Below are 18,732 nucleotides of genomic sequence, written 5' to 3' on the forward strand. Positions count from 1 at the left end.
CCCACAGACACCCCAAGAGGAAATCGAGATGCGTTTTTCTGTCATGAAACTGGCCTGGCGCGCCTGTGCCGCCGCGACAACGTGGATGCTGTTCGCCGGCGTGGCCTCAGCGCAGGCGCCCGCCCAGAAGCTGCTGGTGCGGATGGACTACTCGCCATGGGGCATGCATGCCGCCATGCACCTGGCCAAGCAGAAGGGCTGGTTCCAGGAGGCCGGGCTCGACGTGGAAGTGCAGGACGGCACCGGCACCATCAACACCCTGCAACTGCTCGCCGCCGGCCAGGCCGATGTGGGCCAGGTGCAGCTTGGCACCATGGCCGTGGCCAAGGAGAACGGGCTGGACCTGATGTCCATCGCCGGCTTCGCCCGCAAGGGCGACCTGGCGGTGATGGTCGATGAAAAGCTGGGCGTCAAATCCGTGCAGGACCTGGTCGGCAAGAAGCTGGTGTGCTTCACCACCAGTCCGTGGGCGCCGTTTATCGATCCCTACTTCAAAGCCAACAAGATCGCCAAGGGCAAGGCCACCATCGTGATGGTGTCGCCCGCAGCCATGATCTCCACTTACGCATCGGGCAACAGCGACGGCTTCCTGTCGCAAGCGCCGTTCGGCCAGCCGATGGTGTCCAAGGTACGCCCCGCCAAGGCGCTGCTGCTGTCCGACAGCGGCATCAATTTCCCCAGCTACGGGCTGGTGGCCACGCCGCAGCGGCTGGCCGAGAAGGGTGCCGCGCTGAAGAAGTTCGCCCAGGTGCAGGTGCGCGCGTGGGAGTACATCTACGCGGGCCACGCCGATGAAGGCGTGGCTGCCATCCTGGCGCAGCGCCCCAACGCCAAGCTCGACCCGCAGATCCTGCTGGCGCAGATCCAGGCTTACCGTACGTTCTTCGACAGTCCCACGCAAAAGAGCCTGCCGATCGGCAAGCAGAGCGATGCCGACTGGGCGGCCGCCATCCAGTCGATGGAGCAGGCTGGCATGATCAAGCCCGGGCGCAAGCCGGCCGACTACTACACCAACGCCATGCTGGCGAACTAGGCCGGGAGACGCACATGTCGGCATTCCTGCAGATCGGGCAACTCAACAAGGTCTACCATTCCCAGCGCGAACCGCTGTACGCGTTGAAGGACGTCAGCCTCGATATCGAGCAAGGAGAATTCGTCAGCATCGTCGGCCCCAGTGGCTGCGGCAAAAGCACGCTGCTCAAATGCGTGGCCGGGCTGGAGCCCATTTCCAGCGGCCACCTGGCGCTGCAGGGCGACCCCATCGTGGGCCCGCCGGCCAACATGGGCGTGGTGTTCCAGCGCGACCTGCTGCTGGACTGGCGCACCATCCTGGACAACGTGCTGATTGCCGCCGAGTTCCACGACCTGGATCGCGCGGACTTCGAGGAGCGCGCGCGTTCCGTGCTCAACCTGTTCGGCCTTGGCGCGTTCGCGCACCGCTATCCGTGGGAACTGTCCGGCGGCATGCGCCAGCGCGCCTCGATCTGCCGCGCGCTGCTGGTGGACCCGCAACTCCTGCTGATGGACGAGCCCTTCGGTGCGCTCGATCCTTTCACGCGTGACGATCTCAACGAGGAGCTGCAGCGCACCTGGCTGGCTACCGGCAAGACCGTGCTGTTCATCACGCATTCGATCTCCGAGGCCGTGTACCTGAGCGACCGCGTGGTGGTGATGTCGCGCAACCCGGGCGGCATCGCCGCGGTGATTCCGATCGAGCTGGAACGGCCACGCGGCCTGGCGGTGCGGGAGACGGAGGCCTTTGCCGGCTACGTGTCGCAGATCCGCCAGATTTTCCGTGAGCTTGGCATCTACAGGGGATGATGTGATGAAGTTGCTATGGAAGCGTTCCGAGAACAGCCGGCTGGCCATCCTGACCATCGTGGTGCTGTTGTTGATCTGGGAGGGCGCGGTGCGGGCCTTTGGCGTGCGCGAGTTCCTGCTGCCGCCGCCCAGCAAGATCTTTACCGAGTTCCTGGCGCAGCCGGGCTTCCTGCTGATGCAGAGCCTGGACACGCTGCAGACCACGCTGGCGGGCTTTGTTCTCGCCGTGGTGCTGGGCGTGGGCTCGGCCATCGGCATCGTGTACTCCCGTTTCCTGGATCGCACGCTCTACTCCCTGATGGTGGCGCTCAACGCCGTGCCCAAGGTGGCGCTGGCGCCGCTGTTCGTGATCTGGCTGGGTACCGGTTCCGCGCCCAAGATCGCCATTGCCATGCTGATCGCCATCTTCCCGATCTTGATCGACACGGTGCTCGGCCTCAAATCCATCGACCCGGAAATGCTCAACATGGCGCGCGCCAACCAGGCGTCGCGCAGCAAGGTGCTGTGGAAGATCCGCTTTCCCAACGCCCTGCCCAGCATCTTCGCGGGGATGAAGGTGGGCGTGTCGTTCGCGCTGGTGGGCACGATCGTCGGCGAGTTCGTGGCGGGCGAGACCGGGCTTGGCCACGTCATCCTGGTGGCGCAAGGCAGTTTCGACACGCCGACCGTGTTCGTAGCGCTGGCCTTGCTGTGCGCGCTGGGCGTGATCCTCTTCAAGGCGCTGGAGTGGGCCGAGGAGCGGATGCTGCCGTGGCACGCGTCGCAGCGCGGCAGGCCGGGGCAAAGCCATGCGCCCGCGCCGGGTACGGAGCGGTTGACGCAACTGGTGCAAGCCAAACGCTGAGGGGGGCGGGCAGCGCGGATGGTCCGTTCACAAGCTGCGCCGCCGCCTCAAACTCGGCTACAATCGCGCCATGTTTCGCGCAGACCGCCCCTCCTTCTGCCGGGCAGGCCTGCTGCTGTTGCTGTTTGCAATGCAGCTCCTCACCCCGCTTCTGCACGGCCATCTCGGAACCCCGAAGCTCCATGGCCTGCATGTGCACACGGCGCTCCATGGTGCGGTTAATTCTTATTCTCCTTCCGCTTCATCCCCTTCATCCGCCTTGCCTGCGGGTTCCGCCGCGCTGATCGCGGTCGAGCCGCTTGAGGTCGATGTGCAGACCGCCATCGGGCCCATTGCCTTTTCCCTTCACGTGCAGGCCGCCGATGTGCTGATCGGCCTGGTCTTCGCGTTCCTGCTGTTTGCCGCGCCGCCGCTGCCGGTGTTCCGGCGCCTGGCGTGGCGCGAGCGCACGCCGCCCCGCTGGCGTGGCGGCGACAGCAGGCCACCCCCCGCGCACGCCCCTCCCCTCGCTTGCTGATTCCCCTGCCGGCCACGCCGGCGGTGCACGCTCGCGCGCCTGATCGAGGCTGATCACGGCGTGCCGGGCGCTTCCATCCTGCTTTGGAGTCAGGCATGTTTTCCCGTCGAGTTGTTTTCGTTGGCGCGCTGGTCGCGTCGACGCTGTTTCCCATTGGCATGGCCCGCGCGCAGGTACTGACGCTGTCCGATGCCCAGGCCCGCGCGCTCGGCGTGCGGTTTGATCCGGTCGCCGCTGCCGCGCAACTGGAGACCGGCGCCAGCGCTCGCGTGGTGCTCAAGCCCGATGCGCAGTACGTGGTTGCCGCGCCTTATGCCGGCATGGTCTCGCGCGTGCTGGTGTCGATCGGCCAGGCGGTGCGCTCCGGCCAGCCGCTGGCCACCTTTGCCAGCCCGCAACTGTTCGAGGCCGGGCGTGCGCTGTCGGAAGCGCGCTCGCAGGCCAACCTGGCCCGCCTGGCGCTGGCGCGGGACCGTGGCTTGCACGATGACGGCATCATCCCGGGCAGCCGCTGGCAAGCTACGCAGGCACGCGCGGCCGAAGGCGCGGCGATGGTGCGCGCCCGCGAGGCCGAGATGGCTGCCGCGGGCATCGTATTCGCGGCCGGCTCGGGTGAGCCGCAGCTGGTGGCCGGCCGTGCCGGACTGATTGCCGAGGTCAACACCGTGCCTGGCACGCGCGTGGAAGGCGCCGCGCCGTTGTTCCGCATCGTGGACCCCACCGCGCTGGAGCTTGATCTGCTGGTCGGCCGCGATGTGCCGGCTCCCACCGGCGGCGAACGTGTGGAAGTGCGCCAGCGCGGCGCCACCGGCACGGTGGCCGGCGTCGTGCCGGCAAGCGATGGCACCGCCGCCGTGCGCGTGCGCGCGGTGCTGGACAAGCGCGGTAGCCTGCAGGCTGGCGAGAGCGTGAATGTGATCGTGCACTTGCGTAGCACACCCGACGCCAGCGGCGCGGGCCGCGTGCGGATGCCGGCCATGGCGCTGACGTATTGGCGCGGCACGCCGGGCGTGTTCGTGGCGACCAAGACCGGCGTGCGTTACCAGACCGTGGTGGTCGAAGCCGTGGACGATGCCGCCGCGACCGTGCGCGGCCCGCTGCCCGCCGGCACGCGCGTGGCGGTGGCCGGCGTGGGCGCGCTCAAGGGCATGCTCGCGGGAGGCCAGTGATGCTTGCCGGCCTGATTGAATTCTCCCTGCGCCAGCGGGCGCTGGTGCTGATTGCCGCCTGCGTGCTGGCTGTGGCCGGAGCGTGGGCTTACTTGAAGTTGCCCATCGATGCCTTTCCGGACATCTCGCCCACCCAGGTCAAGGTCATCCTGAAGATCCCCGGCATGACGCCGGAGGAAGTCGAGCAGCGCGTCTCCACGCCGATCGAGCAGGAGCTGCTGGGCATTCCGCACAAGACCATCGTCCGCTCGGTGTCCAAGTACGGCATCAGCGACGTGACGGTCGATTTCGAGGAAGGCGTGGACAGCTACTGGGCCCGCCAGCAGGTGTCCGAGCGGCTCGCCGGCCTGTTGCGCGACCTGCCGGCCAACGCCATCGGCGGGCTGGCGCCGATCACCACGCCGCTGGGCGAGATGTTCATGTTCACGGTGGAGGGCGATGCCTTCTCGCTGGCCGAGCGCCGCCGCGTGCTGGACTGGGTGCTGCGCCCGGCCTTGCGCACGGTGCCCGGCGTGGCGGATGTCAACGCGCTGGGCGGCGAGGTGCGCAGCTACGAGGTCATCCCCGACCCGGCGCGGCTGCGCGCCCGCGCCGTTACGTTGGAGCAACTACGCCAGGCGCTTGACGCCAACAACCGCAACGACGGCGCGGGCCGGGTGGAGCAGGGCGACGAGAACTGGGTGGTGCGCGTGGAAGGCGGCGTGCGCGGCGTGGAAGACTTGCGCCAGGTGGCCGTTGCCGCGCCAGGCGGGCGCAACGGCATGCCGCTGGTGACGGTGGGCGATGTGGCCACCGTCAGGCTCGGCGTGGCCACGCGCAACGGCGCGGTCAGCAAGGACGGGCGCGGCGAAGCGGTGCAGGGGCTGGTGCTGGCCTTGCGCGGCGCCGATGCTCGCCAACTGGTCGCGGACGTGCAGGCCAGGCTGGATGCGCTGGCGCCGCAGCTGCCCAAGGGCATGTCCACGCACGTGTTCTACAACCGGGGTGAACTGGTCACGCGTGCCGCCAATACCGTGGTGCGGGCCCTGATCGAGGCCAGCCTGCTGGTGGTGGTGACGCTGTACCTGTTTCTCGGCGGCCTGCGCGCGGCGCTGGTGGTGGCGGCAACCCTGCCGCTGTCGATGCTGGCGACCTTCCTGCTGATGCGCTACGTGGGGCTGACCGCCAACCTGATGAGCCTGGGCGGCCTGGCGATTGCGCTGGGCATGCTGGTGGACGCGGCGGTGGTGGTGGTGGAGAACATCGAATCCGCCTTGGCGAAGGCGCACGGACGCAAGTCCGACCCATCGCTGCGCGGCGCGGTGATCCGCCATGCCGTGGCCAGCGTGGCGGTGCCGATGCTGGCCGGGGTGTCGATCATCGCGATCGTGTTCCTGCCGCTGCTGTCGCTGCAAGGCCTGGAGGGCAAGCTGTTTGGCCCGGTGGCGCTGACCATCGTGCTGGCGCTGGCGTCGTCGGTGGCGATCGCGTTCACCGTGGTGCCGGCGCTGGCTTCGCTGCTGCTGCGCGCGCATGCGGACGAGACGCCGTACCTGATGCGCAAGGTGGCACGCGGCTTTGCCCGGCTGCAGGACTGGAGCGGGCGGCATCCGCGCGCGGTCTTTGCCTCGGCGGGCGTGGCGCTGGCTGTTGCGGTGGTGCTCTACCTGTCGGTGGGCAAGACCTTCATGCCCACCATGGACGAGGGCGACATGATCGTGCAGTTGCAGAAGGCGCCGTCGGTCTCGCTGGCCACCTCGGTGGACCTGGACCTGCGGGTGCAGCAGGCACTGCTGGCCGAGGTGCCGGAGATCCGCTCGATCGTGGCGCGCTCCGGCTCGGACGATCTCGGCCTCGATCCGATGGGGCTGAACGAGACTGACACCTTCCTCGTGCTGCAGCCAAAGGACCAGTGGCGCGGCAGCAAGGAGGACATCGCCATCGCCATCCGCCGCGTCATGGAGCGTTTCCCGGGCGTGGTGTATGGCTTCACGCAGCCTATCGAGATGCGCGTCTCGGAGATGCTGACCGGCACGCGCGGCGACGTGGCCATCAAAGTGTTCGGCTCTGATCTGGGCGCCATCGACACGGCGGCGCAGGCCATCGCCGCGCGCGTGCGCAAGATCCCCGGCGCGGCCGAAGTGATCGCGCCCAGCAACGAGGGCGTGCAGTACCTCACGCTTGCGCTGGACCGCGCCGCCGTCGGCCGCGCGGGGCTCTCCGGCGATGCGTTGCAAGCGTTGCTGCGCGCGCAGGTGGAGGGCGACCGGATCGGCATCGTGCCAGAGGGCACCGTGCGCACGCCGCTGATCCTGCGTGGCAGCGATAGCCTGCGGCAGACGCCGGAGACCTTCACCAGCTTGCAGGTGACGGCGCCGGACGGCACGTCCTGGCCGCTCACCTCCCTGGCGCAGGTGCGGCGCGTGGAAGGTCCGGTGCGCATCAACCACGAAGACGGCGGGCGCTTTGCAGTGATTCAGGTCAGTGTGGAGGGACGCGACCTGACCGGCTTCGTGCAGGAGGCACAAACGGCCGTGGCGGGCCTGTCCGGACTGCCCAAGGGATTGCGCGTGGCCTGGGGCGGCCAGTTCGAAAACCAGCAGCGCGCCGCCGCGCGCCTTGCGCTGGTGGTGCCGCTGGCGCTGGGCGCGATTTTCCTGCTGCTGATGCTGACCTTCCGCTCGATCCGCCAGGCGGCGCTCGTCATCGCCAATATTCCGTTCGCGCTGGTGGGCGGCATCGCCGCGCTGCGGGTGGCGGGCGAGTACCTGTCGGTGCCGGCCTCGGTGGGCTTTATCGCGCTGCTGGGCATTGCCGTGCTCAACGGCGTGGTGCTGGTTTCGCATTTCAATACCTTGCTGGAGGAGGGGCGGCCAATGGCCGAGGCGGTGCGCACCGGCGTGCGCGACCGCTTGCGGCCGGTCCTGATGACCGCTTGCATCACGGCGCTGGGGATGATTCCTCTACTGCTCGCCACCGGGCCCGGCTCTGAGATCCAGCGCCCGCTGGCCATCGTCGTCTCGGGCGGCCTGGTCAGCTCCACCGCACTGACCTTGCTGCTGCTGCCGCTGTTATTCGAGCGCTTTGGCGTGGCGCGGTCGCGCGAGGACAAGCAAGGCCGCATGGCACAAGGAGAGGCGCAATGAGAAGCGCAATGAGAAGCGCGATGAGAGGCGCAATGAGCAAGATGGCAGCCGCGGCTGTCATGATCGCGGCCGCCGGGATGCCGGGTGCCGTGTGGGCGCAAGCAGCCATGCCGGCCCAGGCCGGCGTGCTGCCGCTTGAGTCCGCCGTGCGCGACGCCGTTGGCCAGTCGCCGGACGTGCAGATGGCCGAGGCCCGCCGCGATGCGGTGCTGGCCCGGGCGGACGGTATCCGTGCCGGCACCGCCGAGGCCGTGGTGCGGGCCATCGGGCAGCGCCGCCAGGTGCGCGAACCCACCGACCGGTTCGCCGAAGGGCAACTGGCGCTGGAGCGCCCGCTGCGGCTTTGGGGCAAGGCCGACGCCGATGGCGAGCTGGCCGATGCCACGGCGCAGTCAGGCCAGCTCGCCGTGATGGATGCGCGCCACGAAGTCTCGCGGCAGATCCTGTCGCTGTGGTTCGGGGCGCTGCGCGCGCAACAGGTGCGGCTGGCGGCGCAGGGCAACGACAGCCTGGCGGGCGAGCTGGCGGCCGTGACCGCACGCCGGGTGCAGGCCGGCGATGCGGCGCCCATGGACCATGAGCTTTTGCTGGCCGAGCGCGCCCGCACCGCTGCCGCGCTGGCCAGCGCGCGCGCGGCGGAAGCGGCGGCGGCGGCCGAGTTGCGGGCGCGCTTCCCGGGCCTGGGCGTGCCCGGCGGCCTGCCTGCGGATGTGCGCCTGCAGGCGTTGCCGGATGACCCCGCCGATGCGCTGCGCAGCCGCTACGTGGAGGACAGCCACGAGTTTCGCCTTGCCCAGTCGCAGGAGATGCAAGCCCTGCGGCAGGCCCGGCGCACCGACCTGGAGCGCAAGCCGGACCCGACCGTGGGCGTGTTCTTCACGGTGGAGCGTGGCGGCGCGGAGCGGATTGCCGGCGTGAGCATCAGCATGCCGCTTGGCTCCGCGCACCGGCGTTCGGCGGCGGTGGCGGCAGCGGCCGACGCGCAGGCTGCCGCCCGTAGCCGGGTGGCGGTGGAGCGCAGGATCGGCGCCGAGTTCGAGGTGCTGTACCGCGGCCTGGAAGGCAAGCGCGCCGCTGCCGTGGCGCAGGCCGAAGCGCTCGCGCTGCAGCGCAGCGCCGCGGCACGCACCGGCCGGGCCTACAAGGCGGGGGAAACCGGCCTGAGCGAACTGCTGATGGTCCGGCGTGCCTTGGCCGATACCACCCTGGCCGAACGCGTGGCTCTGGTCGATGCGCTGGAGGCCGACAGCCGGTTGCGGCTGGACCTGCACCGGATGTGGGATTTCGACGATTGAGCCAGTGGCTGCCCGGGTGCGGTGCGCCCCGGGGCAGCGGGCTACCGGCTTGCGCGGCCGGCCCGTTTGACCGGATGCGCGGCATCGGCTGCCTCGCCAGCCACCTGCGCGCTCGCCAGCAGGCCGCGCAGGAACAGCATCAGCATCCGGCCGGTCGGGTCGGCGCTCGTCGTGCCCCGTTGCAGAGCGAGGCCATGGGTGAGCGCCATGAATCCTGCGGCCAGCTCTTCCGGCTGGGCTGGCGGCACGCGGCCCAGATGGCGGAACAGGCGTTCGATCAGGCCGCCGAGTTCGCCGCGATGCGTCTCGCAGACCGCACGGTAAACGCTGGCAAACGACGGGCTGCGATTGGCGTGCATCTGCAGCTCGATCGATAGCATGGCCCAGTCGGCATCCGCATGGAGCGCCGCGGCCCAGGCATCCAGGGCCGCGAGCACCTCTGCGCCGGTGTGCTCCGCCGTGTCGAACACCGCTGCCAGCTGCTTTGCCTCGGCCTCCATATGGCCGCGCAGCAGATCTAGCAACAGCGCTTCCTTGTCCGGGAAGTTCGAATAGAACGCCCCCTGCGAATACCCCGCTTCCTCCGCGATATCCCGGATCGACGTGCCGCCGAAGCCGCGCTGCATAAACAAGCTGCGCGCGGCCTCAAGCAGGCGCTCGCGGGTCTGCGCCTGGCTTTGCTCGCGGCTCAGGCGCTTGCGCGGGGTGGGTGGCTTCGTTGGCGTGGCATTGGGCATGGCGAGAGGGATTGCCGTATCGATTGCATTTGGGATTTCACCTGCTATCATAACGGATATCAATTGATATCTGAATTTCAAATGACCTTCGAGATAAAGGCCTGTCCATGAACTTGCAAACCGCTTTCGTGACCGGTGCCACCGGTCTGCTCGGCAACAATCTTGTCCGCGAACTGCAGGGCCGCGGTGTCGCGGTCAAGGCGCTGGTACGCTCGGCGGAGAAGGCCAGGCAGCAATTCGGCGATCTCGCGGGTGTGGAGTTCGTGGTTGGCGACATGGCCGATGTCAAGGCGTTCGCCCCGGCCATGCGCGGCTGCGATGTGGTGTTCCATACCGCCGCATTCTTCCGCGACAACTACAAGGGTGGGAGTCACTGGGAAACGCTCAAGCGCATCAATGTCGACGGCACGGCCGCCCTGATCGCGCAAGCCTACGCGGCAGGCGTGCGCCGCTTCGTGCAGACCTCGTCCATCGCCGTGCTCAACGGCGCGCCGGGTTCGGTGATCGATGAAACGCACGTGCGCGAACCTGCCGACGCCGATGACTACTATCGCAGCAAGATCCTGGGCGATCGCGCCGTCCTGGCTTTCCTCGAGAATGCCCCCGAGATGCATGCCACGTTCGTGCTGCCCGGCTGGATGTGGGGGCCGGGCGATATCGGGCCGACGTCAGCCGGACAAGTCGCGCTCGATACGGCAATGCGCCGATTGCCGGGCCTGGTGCCAGGGAGCTTTTCCGTGGTCGACGCCCGCGATGTCGCGCAGGCGCATATCGCTGCGGCGCTGCGCGGGCGGCGTGGCGAGCGCTATCTCGCGGCGGGCCGGCATATGACCATGCGCGAGCTGATCCCGCTGATCGGACACACCGCGGGGGTGGCAACGCCCAAGCGCGCGCTGCCCGTGCCGTTGTTGTTTGCGCTGGCCTGCGTGCAGGAAATCTACGCCCGGATCACCGGCAAGCCGATCCTGCTCAGCCTGGCAACCGTGCGGCTGATGGTGAAGGAAGCGGACCGGACCCGCTTTAGCCATGCCAAAAGCGAGGGCGAGCTAGGCCTGGGCTTCCGGCCCGTGGATCACACGGTTCGCGATGTCATTGCCTGGTATCGGGCGCACGGATGGCTGCCGGCCTCGGCGTGAGGGCCGGGGGCGCAAGCTGAACGCCATGGCGGCGGGGCCGGTTGGCGGAGCGGGCCAAGGTCATGCCGATTTTGCATAGGCCGCCCCCGCGCCTTGTGGAAGAATGCATGCATTCATCCAGTGCGCACCCGTACTGCAACCCAGGCCCCGGCGCCCGCCAGCCTCACCCTACCCACCATGAACGAAGAAATCGTCTATCTCAACGGCGAGCTCACGCCTTTGTCCGAAGCCCGCGTCCCCGTGCTGGATCGCGGCTTTATCTTTGGCGATGGCGTGTATGAAGTGGTCCCCATCTATGCCGGCAAGCCGTTCCGCCTGCAGCAGCACCTGGCGCGGCTGGCGCGCAGCCTGGACACCATCGGCATCCCCAACCCGCACACCGACGCGCAGTGGATGGCGCTGATCGACCGCGTGGTGCAGGCCAACGGCCTCGCCGACCAGATGGTGTACATCCAGGTCACGCGCGGCGTGGCGCGGCGCACCCATGCCTTCCCCAAGACGGTGACGCCGACGGTGCTCATCATGACCAACCCGATGTCGCTGCCCTCGGCGGCCATGCGCGAGAAGGGCGTGGCCTGCGTGACAGCGCAGGACAAACGCTGGCTGCACTGCCAGGTGAAATCCACCTCGCTGCTGGGCAATGTGCTGGCGGCGCAGCACGCGGTGGAGAACGATGCCACCGAAACCATCCAGTTCCGCGACGGGATGCTGACCGAGGCCTCCGCGTCCAACGTCTGGGTGGTCAGCAAGGGCCGGGTCTCGGCGCCGCCGAAGGACAACCTGATCCTGGAAGGGATCCGCTACGGCTGGATGGAGGAGCTGTGCGCGGCGCTGGATATCTCGCTGGAAGCGCGCCGCATTTCGCAGGACGAGGTGATGGGCGCGGATGAGGTGTTGCTGACCTCGGCCAGCAAGGAGATCCTGCCGGTGGCCACCATCGACGGCAAGACCATCGGCAACGGCGTGCCCGGTCCGGTGTTCAAGAAGTTGTACGCCGCGTATCAGGAAGCCAAGGCGGCGCGCAGCCCGGCGTGATCGAGGGACTGGCAATTTCGCCACGCGTGCTATGGCGGCCGACCGTTTATGCATAGTTGAAATTCGTCGTTCGGCGGACAGCGCGGCTGCGCTAAGGTGAGGAACTTGCAAGCGGCCGCCGTGGAACATGGCGAGGGCGGCCTTCCATCCAAAGGAGGTTCCCCCATGGCTAGACCGCTGAACGTGGTTGCCGTCAACGGCAGCGCGCAGCAGCCTTCGCGCACGCTGGCGCTGGTGCAGGCGTTGCTTGATGAACTGGCGGGCAGTCTGCTGTTGCAGACCCGGATCGTCAACCTGGGCGATATCGCCCGCCCGCTAGGCGCGGCGCTGTCGCGCGCCGAACTGCCCGCGCAGATCGAAAGCGAGATCGCCGCGATCGAGTCCGCCGATCTGCTGGTGGTGGCGGCGCCCGTCTACCGCGGCTCTTATCCCGGCCATTTCAAGCATCTCTTCGACCTGGTCGGGCAGGACGCGCTGATCGACAAGCCGGTGCTGCTGGCGGCCACCGGCGGCAGCGACCGGCATGCGCTGGTGCTGGAGCATCAGCTACGGCCGCTGTTCGGCTTCCTGCAGGCGCTGACGCTGCCGATCGGCGTGTATGGCAGCCCGGGGGACTTCCAGAACTACCAGGTCAGCAGCCCGGCGCTGGCGGAGCGCATCCGGCTGGCAGCGGACCGCGCGGCGCCGCTGTTCGGCGCGAGCCGGCTACCGCTGCAGCGCGCCGCGTGACGACAAGCGGCCCCAGGCTATAGCTCGTTCCACAAGATTCCTTTCCGGCAGCGCGATCCCGCTGGGCTGACATGTTCCGCGCTAGACAGAAATGCGCCCGCGTTGCATGCTCTGCGAACGCGGACATTCAATCTGTCGAGAGGAATCGCATATGGAACAACCAGCACGCAATCAGATCCCCGCCACCCTGATCCCGGGCGACGGCATCGGCCCGGAAGTGGTGCAAGCTACCGTCAAGGTGCTGGACGCGCTGGGCGCGCCGTTTTCCTGGGATGTGCAGCAGGCTGGCATGGCGGGCATCGACCAGGGCGGCGATCCGCTGCCGGAGGCCACCCTCGAAAGCATCCGCCGCACAGGCCTGGCGCTCAAGGGCCCGCTGACCACGCCGGTGGGCGGGGGCTTCCGCTCTGTCAATGTGCGGCTGCGCGAAGCCTTCAACCTCTTTGCCAACGTACGGCCCGCCCGCACGCTGGTGCCGGGCCGCTTCGAGGATATCGACCTGGTGCTGGTGCGCGAGAACGTGGGCGGCTTCTATGTCGCGCACGACTACTACATCGCCGTGGGCGATGACCCGCACGCGGTGGCCGTGTCCACCGGCACCAATACGCGCGACGCCTGCCGGCGCATCGCCCGTTTTGCGTTCGAGTATGCGGTCAAGAACCAGCGCAAGAAGATCACCGTGGTGCACAAGGCCAATATCCTGAAGGCGCTGACCGGCATTTTCCTGGAGGCCGCGCGCGAGGTGGCGCAGGACTATGTGGGCCGCGTGGAGATGGACGATCGCATCGTCGATGCCTGCGCCATGCAGCTCGTGCTCAATCCCTGGCAGTTCGACATGTTGCTCTGTACCAACCTGTTCGGCGACATCCTGTCCGATCAGATCGCTGGCCTTGTCGGCGGGCTGGGCATGGCGCCGGGCGCCAATATCGGCGAGACGGCAGCCATCTTCGAAGCCGTGCACGGCTCCGCGCCGGACATCGCCGGCAAGGGCATCGCCAACCCGATCTCGCTGATGTTGGCCGCCGGCCTGATGCTCGAGCATGTGGGCCGCCAGGACCTGGCGGTGCGGCTGCGCCAGGCGATCGACCTGGCGCTCAACCAGGATCAGGTGAAAACCGGCGACCTCAAGGGCTCGGCCTCGACCTTGCAGTTTGCCGAGGCGGTGATCAAGCGGCTGGGGTAACCGCGCGGCGAGCGTCCCGGCCTGTGCCGGGCAGCGTACTGCTACCGCTGCCATGCCCCGCGGCGGCAGGGCGGAGCAACCCCGATAGCCTGAACGCGCCCACTTGCGTACCATGTCTGCGCCGCAACCGTCACTCCCGACACGGCCGGCGTTAACCGAGGGCTTGGCATGCAGACATCGGAACCCTACGTCCACTTTCGTCTCGATTCGAATGACGATCACAAGATCGAGGTCCACCGCTGGCAGGGTGGCGCCACGCCGCGTGCCGTGGTCCAGATCGCGCATGGCATGGGCGAGCACGCGCGGCGTTACCGGCACCTGGCCGACGCTCTGGTGCGCGCGGGCTATGTGGTCTACGCCAGCGAGCATCGCGGACACGGCGCCGATGCAGCCGCGCAGGACAAGCTTGGCGACTTCGGCCCGCGTGGCTTCGCCGCGCTGGCGGACGATATGGCCGTGCTCAGCCGGCACGCACGCGCGCAGCATCCCGGGGTGCCGCTGATCCTGTTTGGCCACAGCATGGGCTCGTTCGCGGCGCAGTGCTACCTGGTTGAGCACAGCGCGCTGCTCGACGGCGTATCGCTGTCAGGCACCACCGCGGTGGACCTGATGCTGGCAGCGGCGCAGGCGGGATTCAAGCTGGAAGACATGAATGCCGGGGTGCCGGATAGCCGCACGCCATTCGACTGGCTCAGCCGTGACCCGGCCCAGGTGGATGCGTATATCGCCGATCCGTTGTGCGGGTTCACCGTGACGCCGGCTTCGCGCGCCTCGATGTTCACCGAATGCGCGCGCCTGGCCGAGCCGGAGACGCTGCGCCGCATCCGTCCCGCGTTGCCGATGTACCTGTTCACCGGCGATTCCGATCCGGTCAACAATCACCTGGCATGGTTCGAGCCTCTGGTCAGCCGCTACCGCGCGGCAGGGCAGGCCGACGTGTCATCCCACGTGTTCGGCGGGGCGCGGCATGAGACGTTGAACGAGACCAACCGCGAGGAAGTGGTCGCGGTGTTCATCGCGTGGATCGAGCGGGTGGTGTCCAGCCGCTGAATTGCTGATTCGCCCATGGCGCTAGGCTAGCAGCCGCGCCTCGGTCAGCGCCTGCAACTCGCCGAGGGTCATGCCCTCGGCCATGGCCTCCACCAGCAAGCCGTCGGGCGTCACGCGCATCACCGCCAGGTCGGTATAGATGCGGCTAACCACGCCGCTTGCCGTCAATGGCAGCGTGCAGCGGTGCAACAGGCGCGGGCGAGCGTCACGCGTGGTGTGTTCCATCAGCACCCAGACTTCGCGCGCGCCGAAGGCCAGCTCCATGGCGCCGCCCACAGCGGGCGGCGTGTTCGGGTCGCCGCGGCTCCAGTTGGCCAGGTCTCCGTTCTCCGCCACTTCGTAGGCGCCAAGGATCGCGAGGTCCAAATGGCCGCCGCGCATCATCGCGAAGCTCAGCGCGGAATCGAAGATGGCCGCGCCAGGCTGCAGCGTCACCGGCTGCTTGCTGGCATTGATCAGGTCCGGGTTCTCCTGGCCCAGCGGCGGGCGTGGCCCGAGATGCAGGATACCGTTCTCGCTATGCAGGAAGACCTCGCGCTCCCACGGGATCATGTCGCCGACCAGCGTCGGCAGGCCGATGCCCAGGTTGACGTAGGCACCCGGCCGGATGTCCTGCGCCGCGCGCCGGGCGATCTGTTCCCTGTTCCATCGCTTCATGGCTGGCTCCCGGCTTGCTGTTGGCTGGCGTTAGCGGTGACGACGCGGTGGACAAAGATGCCGGGCGTCACGATATGTTCGGGGTTCATCGCGCCGGCCTCGACCATCGCCTCCACCTCCGCCACCACCACGCGCGCGGCCGTGGCCATGATAGGGTTGAAGTTGCGGCCTGCCAGGTGATAGTCCAGGTTGCCAAGGCGATCCGCATGACGTCCGCGAATCAGCGCAAAGTCCGCATGCAGCGGCAGCTCCAGCACGTGCAGCACACCGTTGATCTCCCGCGTGTCCTTGCCTTGGGCAAGGATGGTCCCGGCAGTGATGGGGCAGTAGAACCCGCCCAGCCCGGCTCCGGCGCAACGAATGCGCTCTACCAGCGTACCCTGCGCCACCAGTTCCAGTTCGACCTCGCCGCGCCGGTAAGCGTCGCGGAACGCCGTGGCGCCCGCCGTCAGCGGGTAGGAGCAGACCAGTTTGCGCATGCGCCCGGCTTCGATCAGGCGCGCCACGCCTTCGCCGTCGTAGCCGGCGTTGTTGGAGATCACCGTGAGATCCCGCGCGCCATGCGCCAGCACCGCTGCGATCAGGCCGTCGGGCAGGCCCGCGCTGCCGAAGCCGCCCACCATCACGGTGGCGCCGTCGCGCAGGTCGGCGACGGCCTGCGCACAGCTTGCTACCCGTTTGTTGACCAATCCCATGCCCGACTTGCTCCCGATGCGTGCCGCGGCGTCTTCGCCGCCAAGTCGTGCATCATGCGGCGCAGGCATCGATAGGTTCAAGTGCGCAAAGCTTAATTGTTGATAAGCTGCGCTTATATTGAAAGCGGGCCATCGCGATGAACCTCGAACTCCGACACTACCGATACTTTGCCGCGCTGGCCGAGGAACTGCACTTTGGCCGCGCGGCGGAGCGCCTGGGCATATCGCAGCCGGCGCTGAGCCAGCAGTTCAGGTGGATCGAGCAAGAGGCGGGCGCGCCGCTGCTCTCGCGCAGCAAGCGCCGGATTGCGCTGACCGATGTGGGTGCGGTTTTTTACGAGGAAGCGATGGGTGTGCTGCGCCAGGTCCAGCATGCGGGGCTGGTCACGGCCAGCGCCAGCCGGGGTGATGTCGGCGGCGCTGCCATCGGGTATGTGGCGTCGGCCGCGTTGTCAGGATTATTGCCACGGCTTGTCTATCGTTTTCGCCAGGATCATCCGGCCGTGCGGCTTGCCATGCGGGAGATGGACATGCCGGCCCAGCTCGAAGCAGTGGCACGTGGCGAGCTCGATATCGGCTTTATCCGGCCACCGTTGCGGTCCCTGCCGGAAGGGCTGGCCTTGTTCGGCATCGCGTCCGAAGCCGTCGTGGCGGCCTTGCACGCCACCCATGCGGCGGCTGGCCGCGCTCGTGTCGACGTAGCCATGCTGCGCGACGAGACCTTTATCTGCACGCATACCGAGCACGGTACCGGCTTCTACGCCATCACGCTCGCCATCTGTGGCAATGCCGGCTTCCAGCCGCGCGTGGAGGCTTTGTCGACCCAGATGGCCACCATCATCAGCATGGTGGCGGCCGGGTTTGGTGTGGCGCTGATCCCCGCCTCGATGCGCGCGTTCGCGCCGCCAGACGTGGTATTCAAGCCGCTGGCCCGCAACGACGTGGCGTCGCAACTGGCCGTGGTCCATCGCAAGAACGAACGCTCGCCCACGGTGCTGAGGCTGATCGAGCGCTGCCGCGAGGCAAAGGGGGCAGGGCGGCCGCCAGAGTAAATCGTGCGGTAAGCCGTAGCCTTATGCCCGTCCGTATCTGCCGCGCCGCCGCCGCTTATTTCTTGAAGCGCGTTGCTTCCGCTTGCGTGACAGAGCCCGCATCGGCGCCGTTGAGGTCGACTCGCGCAGCGCCTTCCGTGAGGCATGCCTTGTAACGGGTCCCACGGCACCAGGTCTTGATGGCTTCGCGCAACTCCGCCTCTTGCAAGCCCAGTTCGCTAGCGTAGCCAAGCAGATCGTCAAAGATGCCGACCTTCAACGCTCTCTTCGGCGCGGGGTTCTTAGGGAAGGCGAGGGGGAAGCGCTTTTGAAGCCGCCCGATGTTCCGTACAACAGGATCCACCGGTTTCGACTGGGCCGCTTGCGCGGACGGGCGGGCGCGTGTGGGCTTGGCCGCCGGCTTGGGTTTGGCCTGTTGCGCCAGCTGCGCTTTCAGCGCAGCAAGTTGTTCGAATCCCATAGTGTTCTGTTGTGAAGAGGTGAGGAGTGAAGGCGAATTTTAGCGGAAGCCGGTCAGCCCCGAGGTTTGATGCTCAATTGTGCGTCATAAGGCGCTTTTTTCGTGTCGGCTAAATTTTCCAGAAAAGACTTGCCAGCACCGTGCCGACAGCTTAGTATTCGCCCCCTTCCGCAGTACAACACGCAGCTGCAAGGCAGGCGGGTGAAGGTTGCGGGGGATGGCAGGACAGGTGAGAAGAGCGCGTAGCGAATCCAGCCTGAGCAAGAAAAGATTAAAAAAGTATTGATGAAACGCAGATAATTCTTTATAGTCTCGTTTCTCCGCTGCAGCAAACGCAGCGACGCGGTAAGCAAAGCGAACCGTGGCAAGTTCTTTAACAAACAAACAACCGATAAGTGTGGGCGCTTGATAGCGGATGCGGAAGACTTCGGTCTTTTAGCTTACAAGTTATAAAGTGCTCGCACAGTAAAACATGTTGGTTATGTCCGGGGTGCAAATCGCGGACGTAACCAGTCAGTTTTCTGAGAGTGAGCGACCGCTCGAAAGAGCGAGATCCGCAAGGATCACACAGGTATTAAACTGAAGAGTTTGATCCTGGCTCAGATTGAACGCTGGCGGCATGCCTTACACATGCAAGTCGAACGGCAGCACGGGAGCAATCCTGGTGGCGAGTGGCGAACGGGTGAGTAATACATCGGAACGTGCCCTGTCGTGGGGGATAACTAGTCGAAAGATTAGCTAATACCGCATACGACCTGAGGGTGAAAGCGGGGGACCGTAAGGCCTCGCGCGATAGGAGCGGCCGATGTCTGATTAGCTAGTTGGTGGGGTAAAGGCCCACCAAGGCGACGATCAGTAGCTGGTCTGAGAGGACGATCAGCCACACTGGGACTGAGACACGGCCCAGACTCCTACGGGAGGCAGCAGTGGGGAATTTTGGACAATGGGGGCAACCCTGATCCAGCAATGCCGCGTGTGTGAAGAAGGCCTTCGGGTTGTAAAGCACTTTTGTCCGGAAAGAAATCCCTTGCCCTAATACGGCGGGGGGATGACGGTACCGGAAGAATAAGCACCGGCTAACTACGTGCCAGCAGCCGCGGTAATACGTAGGGTGCGAGCGTTAATCGGAATTACTGGGCGTAAAGCGTGCGCAGGCGGTTTTGTAAGACAGGCGTGAAATCCCCGAGCTCAACTTGGGAATGGCGCTTGTGACTGCAAGGCTAGAGT

Annotated in this window: 17 protein-coding genes and 1 rRNA gene; 14 read left to right on the top strand and 4 right to left on the bottom strand. The window is 67.0% G+C overall.

Annotated elements, in window-relative coordinates; translation table 11 throughout:
- Positions 1 to 28: 28 nt before the first annotated feature.
- The 7 genes from A9975_RS28125 (at position 29) to A9975_RS28155 (ending at position 8,771) form a co-directional block, all read left to right on the top strand.
- Positions 29 to 1,033, top strand: coding sequence for an ABC transporter substrate-binding protein (locus A9975_RS28125; RefSeq protein ID WP_255503657.1), 1,005 nt, complete (start codon positions 29 to 31; stop codon positions 1,031 to 1,033).
- A 14-nt stretch (positions 1,034 to 1,047) separates the two neighbouring features.
- The gene (locus tag A9975_RS28130) at positions 1,048 to 1,821 is read left to right on the top strand and encodes an ABC transporter ATP-binding protein (RefSeq protein WP_174426758.1); all 774 of its coding nucleotides are present in this window, start codon (positions 1,048 to 1,050) and stop codon (positions 1,819 to 1,821) included.
- Between the two features lie 4 nt (positions 1,822 to 1,825).
- The gene (locus A9975_RS28135; RefSeq protein ID WP_183035604.1) at positions 1,826 to 2,665 is read left to right on the top strand and encodes an ABC transporter permease; all 840 of its coding nucleotides are present in this window, start codon (positions 1,826 to 1,828) and stop codon (positions 2,663 to 2,665) included.
- A gap of 259 nt (positions 2,666 to 2,924) precedes the next feature.
- Positions 2,925 to 3,182, top strand: a complete 258-nt coding sequence (locus A9975_RS38290; protein WP_255503658.1) for a hypothetical protein — start codon at positions 2,925 to 2,927, stop codon at positions 3,180 to 3,182.
- A 95-nt stretch (positions 3,183 to 3,277) separates the two neighbouring features.
- A complete protein-coding gene (locus A9975_RS28145; protein ID WP_183035606.1) occupies positions 3,278 to 4,351 on the top strand; it encodes an efflux RND transporter periplasmic adaptor subunit in 1,074 nt (357 codons plus the stop codon).
- Positions 4,351 to 7,476 (top strand): efflux RND transporter permease subunit, encoded by a 3,126-nt coding sequence (locus A9975_RS28150; protein ID WP_183035607.1) that lies wholly within the window; start codon positions 4,351 to 4,353, stop codon positions 7,474 to 7,476. Before A9975_RS28145 ends, A9975_RS28150 begins: the two co-directional genes overlap by 1 nt.
- A 32-nt stretch (positions 7,477 to 7,508) precedes the next feature.
- Positions 7,509 to 8,771, top strand: coding sequence for a TolC family protein (locus A9975_RS28155; protein WP_183035608.1), 1,263 nt, complete (start codon positions 7,509 to 7,511; stop codon positions 8,769 to 8,771).
- A 41-nt stretch (positions 8,772 to 8,812) separates the two neighbouring features.
- On the opposite strand, the gene A9975_RS28160 is transcribed toward A9975_RS28155, so the two are convergent.
- Positions 8,813 to 9,508, bottom strand: a complete 696-nt coding sequence (locus A9975_RS28160; protein ID WP_183035609.1) for a TetR/AcrR family transcriptional regulator — start codon at positions 9,506 to 9,508, stop codon at positions 8,813 to 8,815.
- Between the two features lie 107 nt (positions 9,509 to 9,615).
- Here A9975_RS28160 and A9975_RS28165 point away from each other — a divergent pair, with 107 nt between their 5' ends.
- From A9975_RS28165 to A9975_RS28185, 5 genes are all read left to right on the top strand, one after another.
- Positions 9,616 to 10,644 (top strand): SDR family oxidoreductase, encoded by a 1,029-nt coding sequence (locus A9975_RS28165; RefSeq protein WP_183035610.1) that lies wholly within the window; start codon positions 9,616 to 9,618, stop codon positions 10,642 to 10,644.
- A gap of 177 nt (positions 10,645 to 10,821) precedes the next feature.
- On the top strand, positions 10,822 to 11,679 hold the full coding sequence (locus A9975_RS28170) for a D-amino acid aminotransferase (protein ID WP_183035611.1): 858 nt from the start codon (positions 10,822 to 10,824) through the stop codon (positions 11,677 to 11,679).
- A 165-nt stretch (positions 11,680 to 11,844) separates the two neighbouring features.
- On the top strand, positions 11,845 to 12,408 hold the full coding sequence (gene msuE, locus A9975_RS28175; protein ID WP_183035612.1) for an FMN reductase: 564 nt from the start codon (positions 11,845 to 11,847) through the stop codon (positions 12,406 to 12,408).
- Between the two features lie 151 nt (positions 12,409 to 12,559).
- Positions 12,560 to 13,591, top strand: a complete 1,032-nt coding sequence (locus A9975_RS28180; RefSeq protein WP_174426748.1) for an isocitrate/isopropylmalate dehydrogenase family protein — start codon at positions 12,560 to 12,562, stop codon at positions 13,589 to 13,591.
- A 168-nt stretch (positions 13,592 to 13,759) separates the two neighbouring features.
- Entirely contained in the window at positions 13,760 to 14,641 is an 882-nt protein-coding gene (locus A9975_RS28185; protein ID WP_183035613.1) for an alpha/beta fold hydrolase, read from the top strand.
- A gap of 21 nt (positions 14,642 to 14,662) precedes the next feature.
- Here the strand turns inward: A9975_RS28185 and A9975_RS28190 are convergent, their stop codons facing one another.
- Both A9975_RS28190 and A9975_RS28195 read right to left on the bottom strand, forming a co-directional pair.
- Positions 14,663 to 15,298 carry a 3-oxoacid CoA-transferase subunit B gene (locus A9975_RS28190; RefSeq protein ID WP_183035614.1) on the bottom strand — a complete coding sequence of 212 codons (636 nt, stop codon included), beginning with the start codon at positions 15,296 to 15,298 and terminating at the stop codon, positions 14,663 to 14,665.
- Positions 15,295 to 15,987 carry a 3-oxoacid CoA-transferase subunit A gene (locus A9975_RS28195; protein ID WP_370565669.1) on the bottom strand — a complete coding sequence of 231 codons (693 nt, stop codon included), beginning with the start codon at positions 15,985 to 15,987 and terminating at the stop codon, positions 15,295 to 15,297. Before A9975_RS28195 ends, A9975_RS28190 begins: the two co-directional genes overlap by 4 nt.
- A 143-nt stretch (positions 15,988 to 16,130) precedes the next feature.
- Between A9975_RS28195 and A9975_RS28200 the strand changes: the two genes are divergently transcribed.
- Positions 16,131 to 17,045 carry a LysR substrate-binding domain-containing protein gene (locus A9975_RS28200; protein WP_183035615.1) on the top strand — a complete coding sequence of 305 codons (915 nt, stop codon included), beginning with the start codon at positions 16,131 to 16,133 and terminating at the stop codon, positions 17,043 to 17,045.
- A gap of 55 nt (positions 17,046 to 17,100) precedes the next feature.
- Here the strand turns inward: A9975_RS28200 and A9975_RS28205 are convergent, their stop codons facing one another.
- The gene (locus A9975_RS28205; protein WP_174426743.1) at positions 17,101 to 17,505 is read right to left on the bottom strand and encodes a ProQ/FinO family protein; all 405 of its coding nucleotides are present in this window, start codon (positions 17,503 to 17,505) and stop codon (positions 17,101 to 17,103) included.
- A gap of 576 nt (positions 17,506 to 18,081) precedes the next feature.
- On the opposite strand from A9975_RS28205, the gene A9975_RS28210 reads away from it, so the two are divergent.
- Positions 18,082 to 18,732 (top strand): 16S ribosomal RNA (locus A9975_RS28210); the annotation flags it as partial.

This window comes from Cupriavidus sp. UME77, assembly GCF_014170355.1.
Classification (GTDB): Bacteria; Pseudomonadota; Gammaproteobacteria; order Burkholderiales; family Burkholderiaceae; genus Cupriavidus; species Cupriavidus basilensis.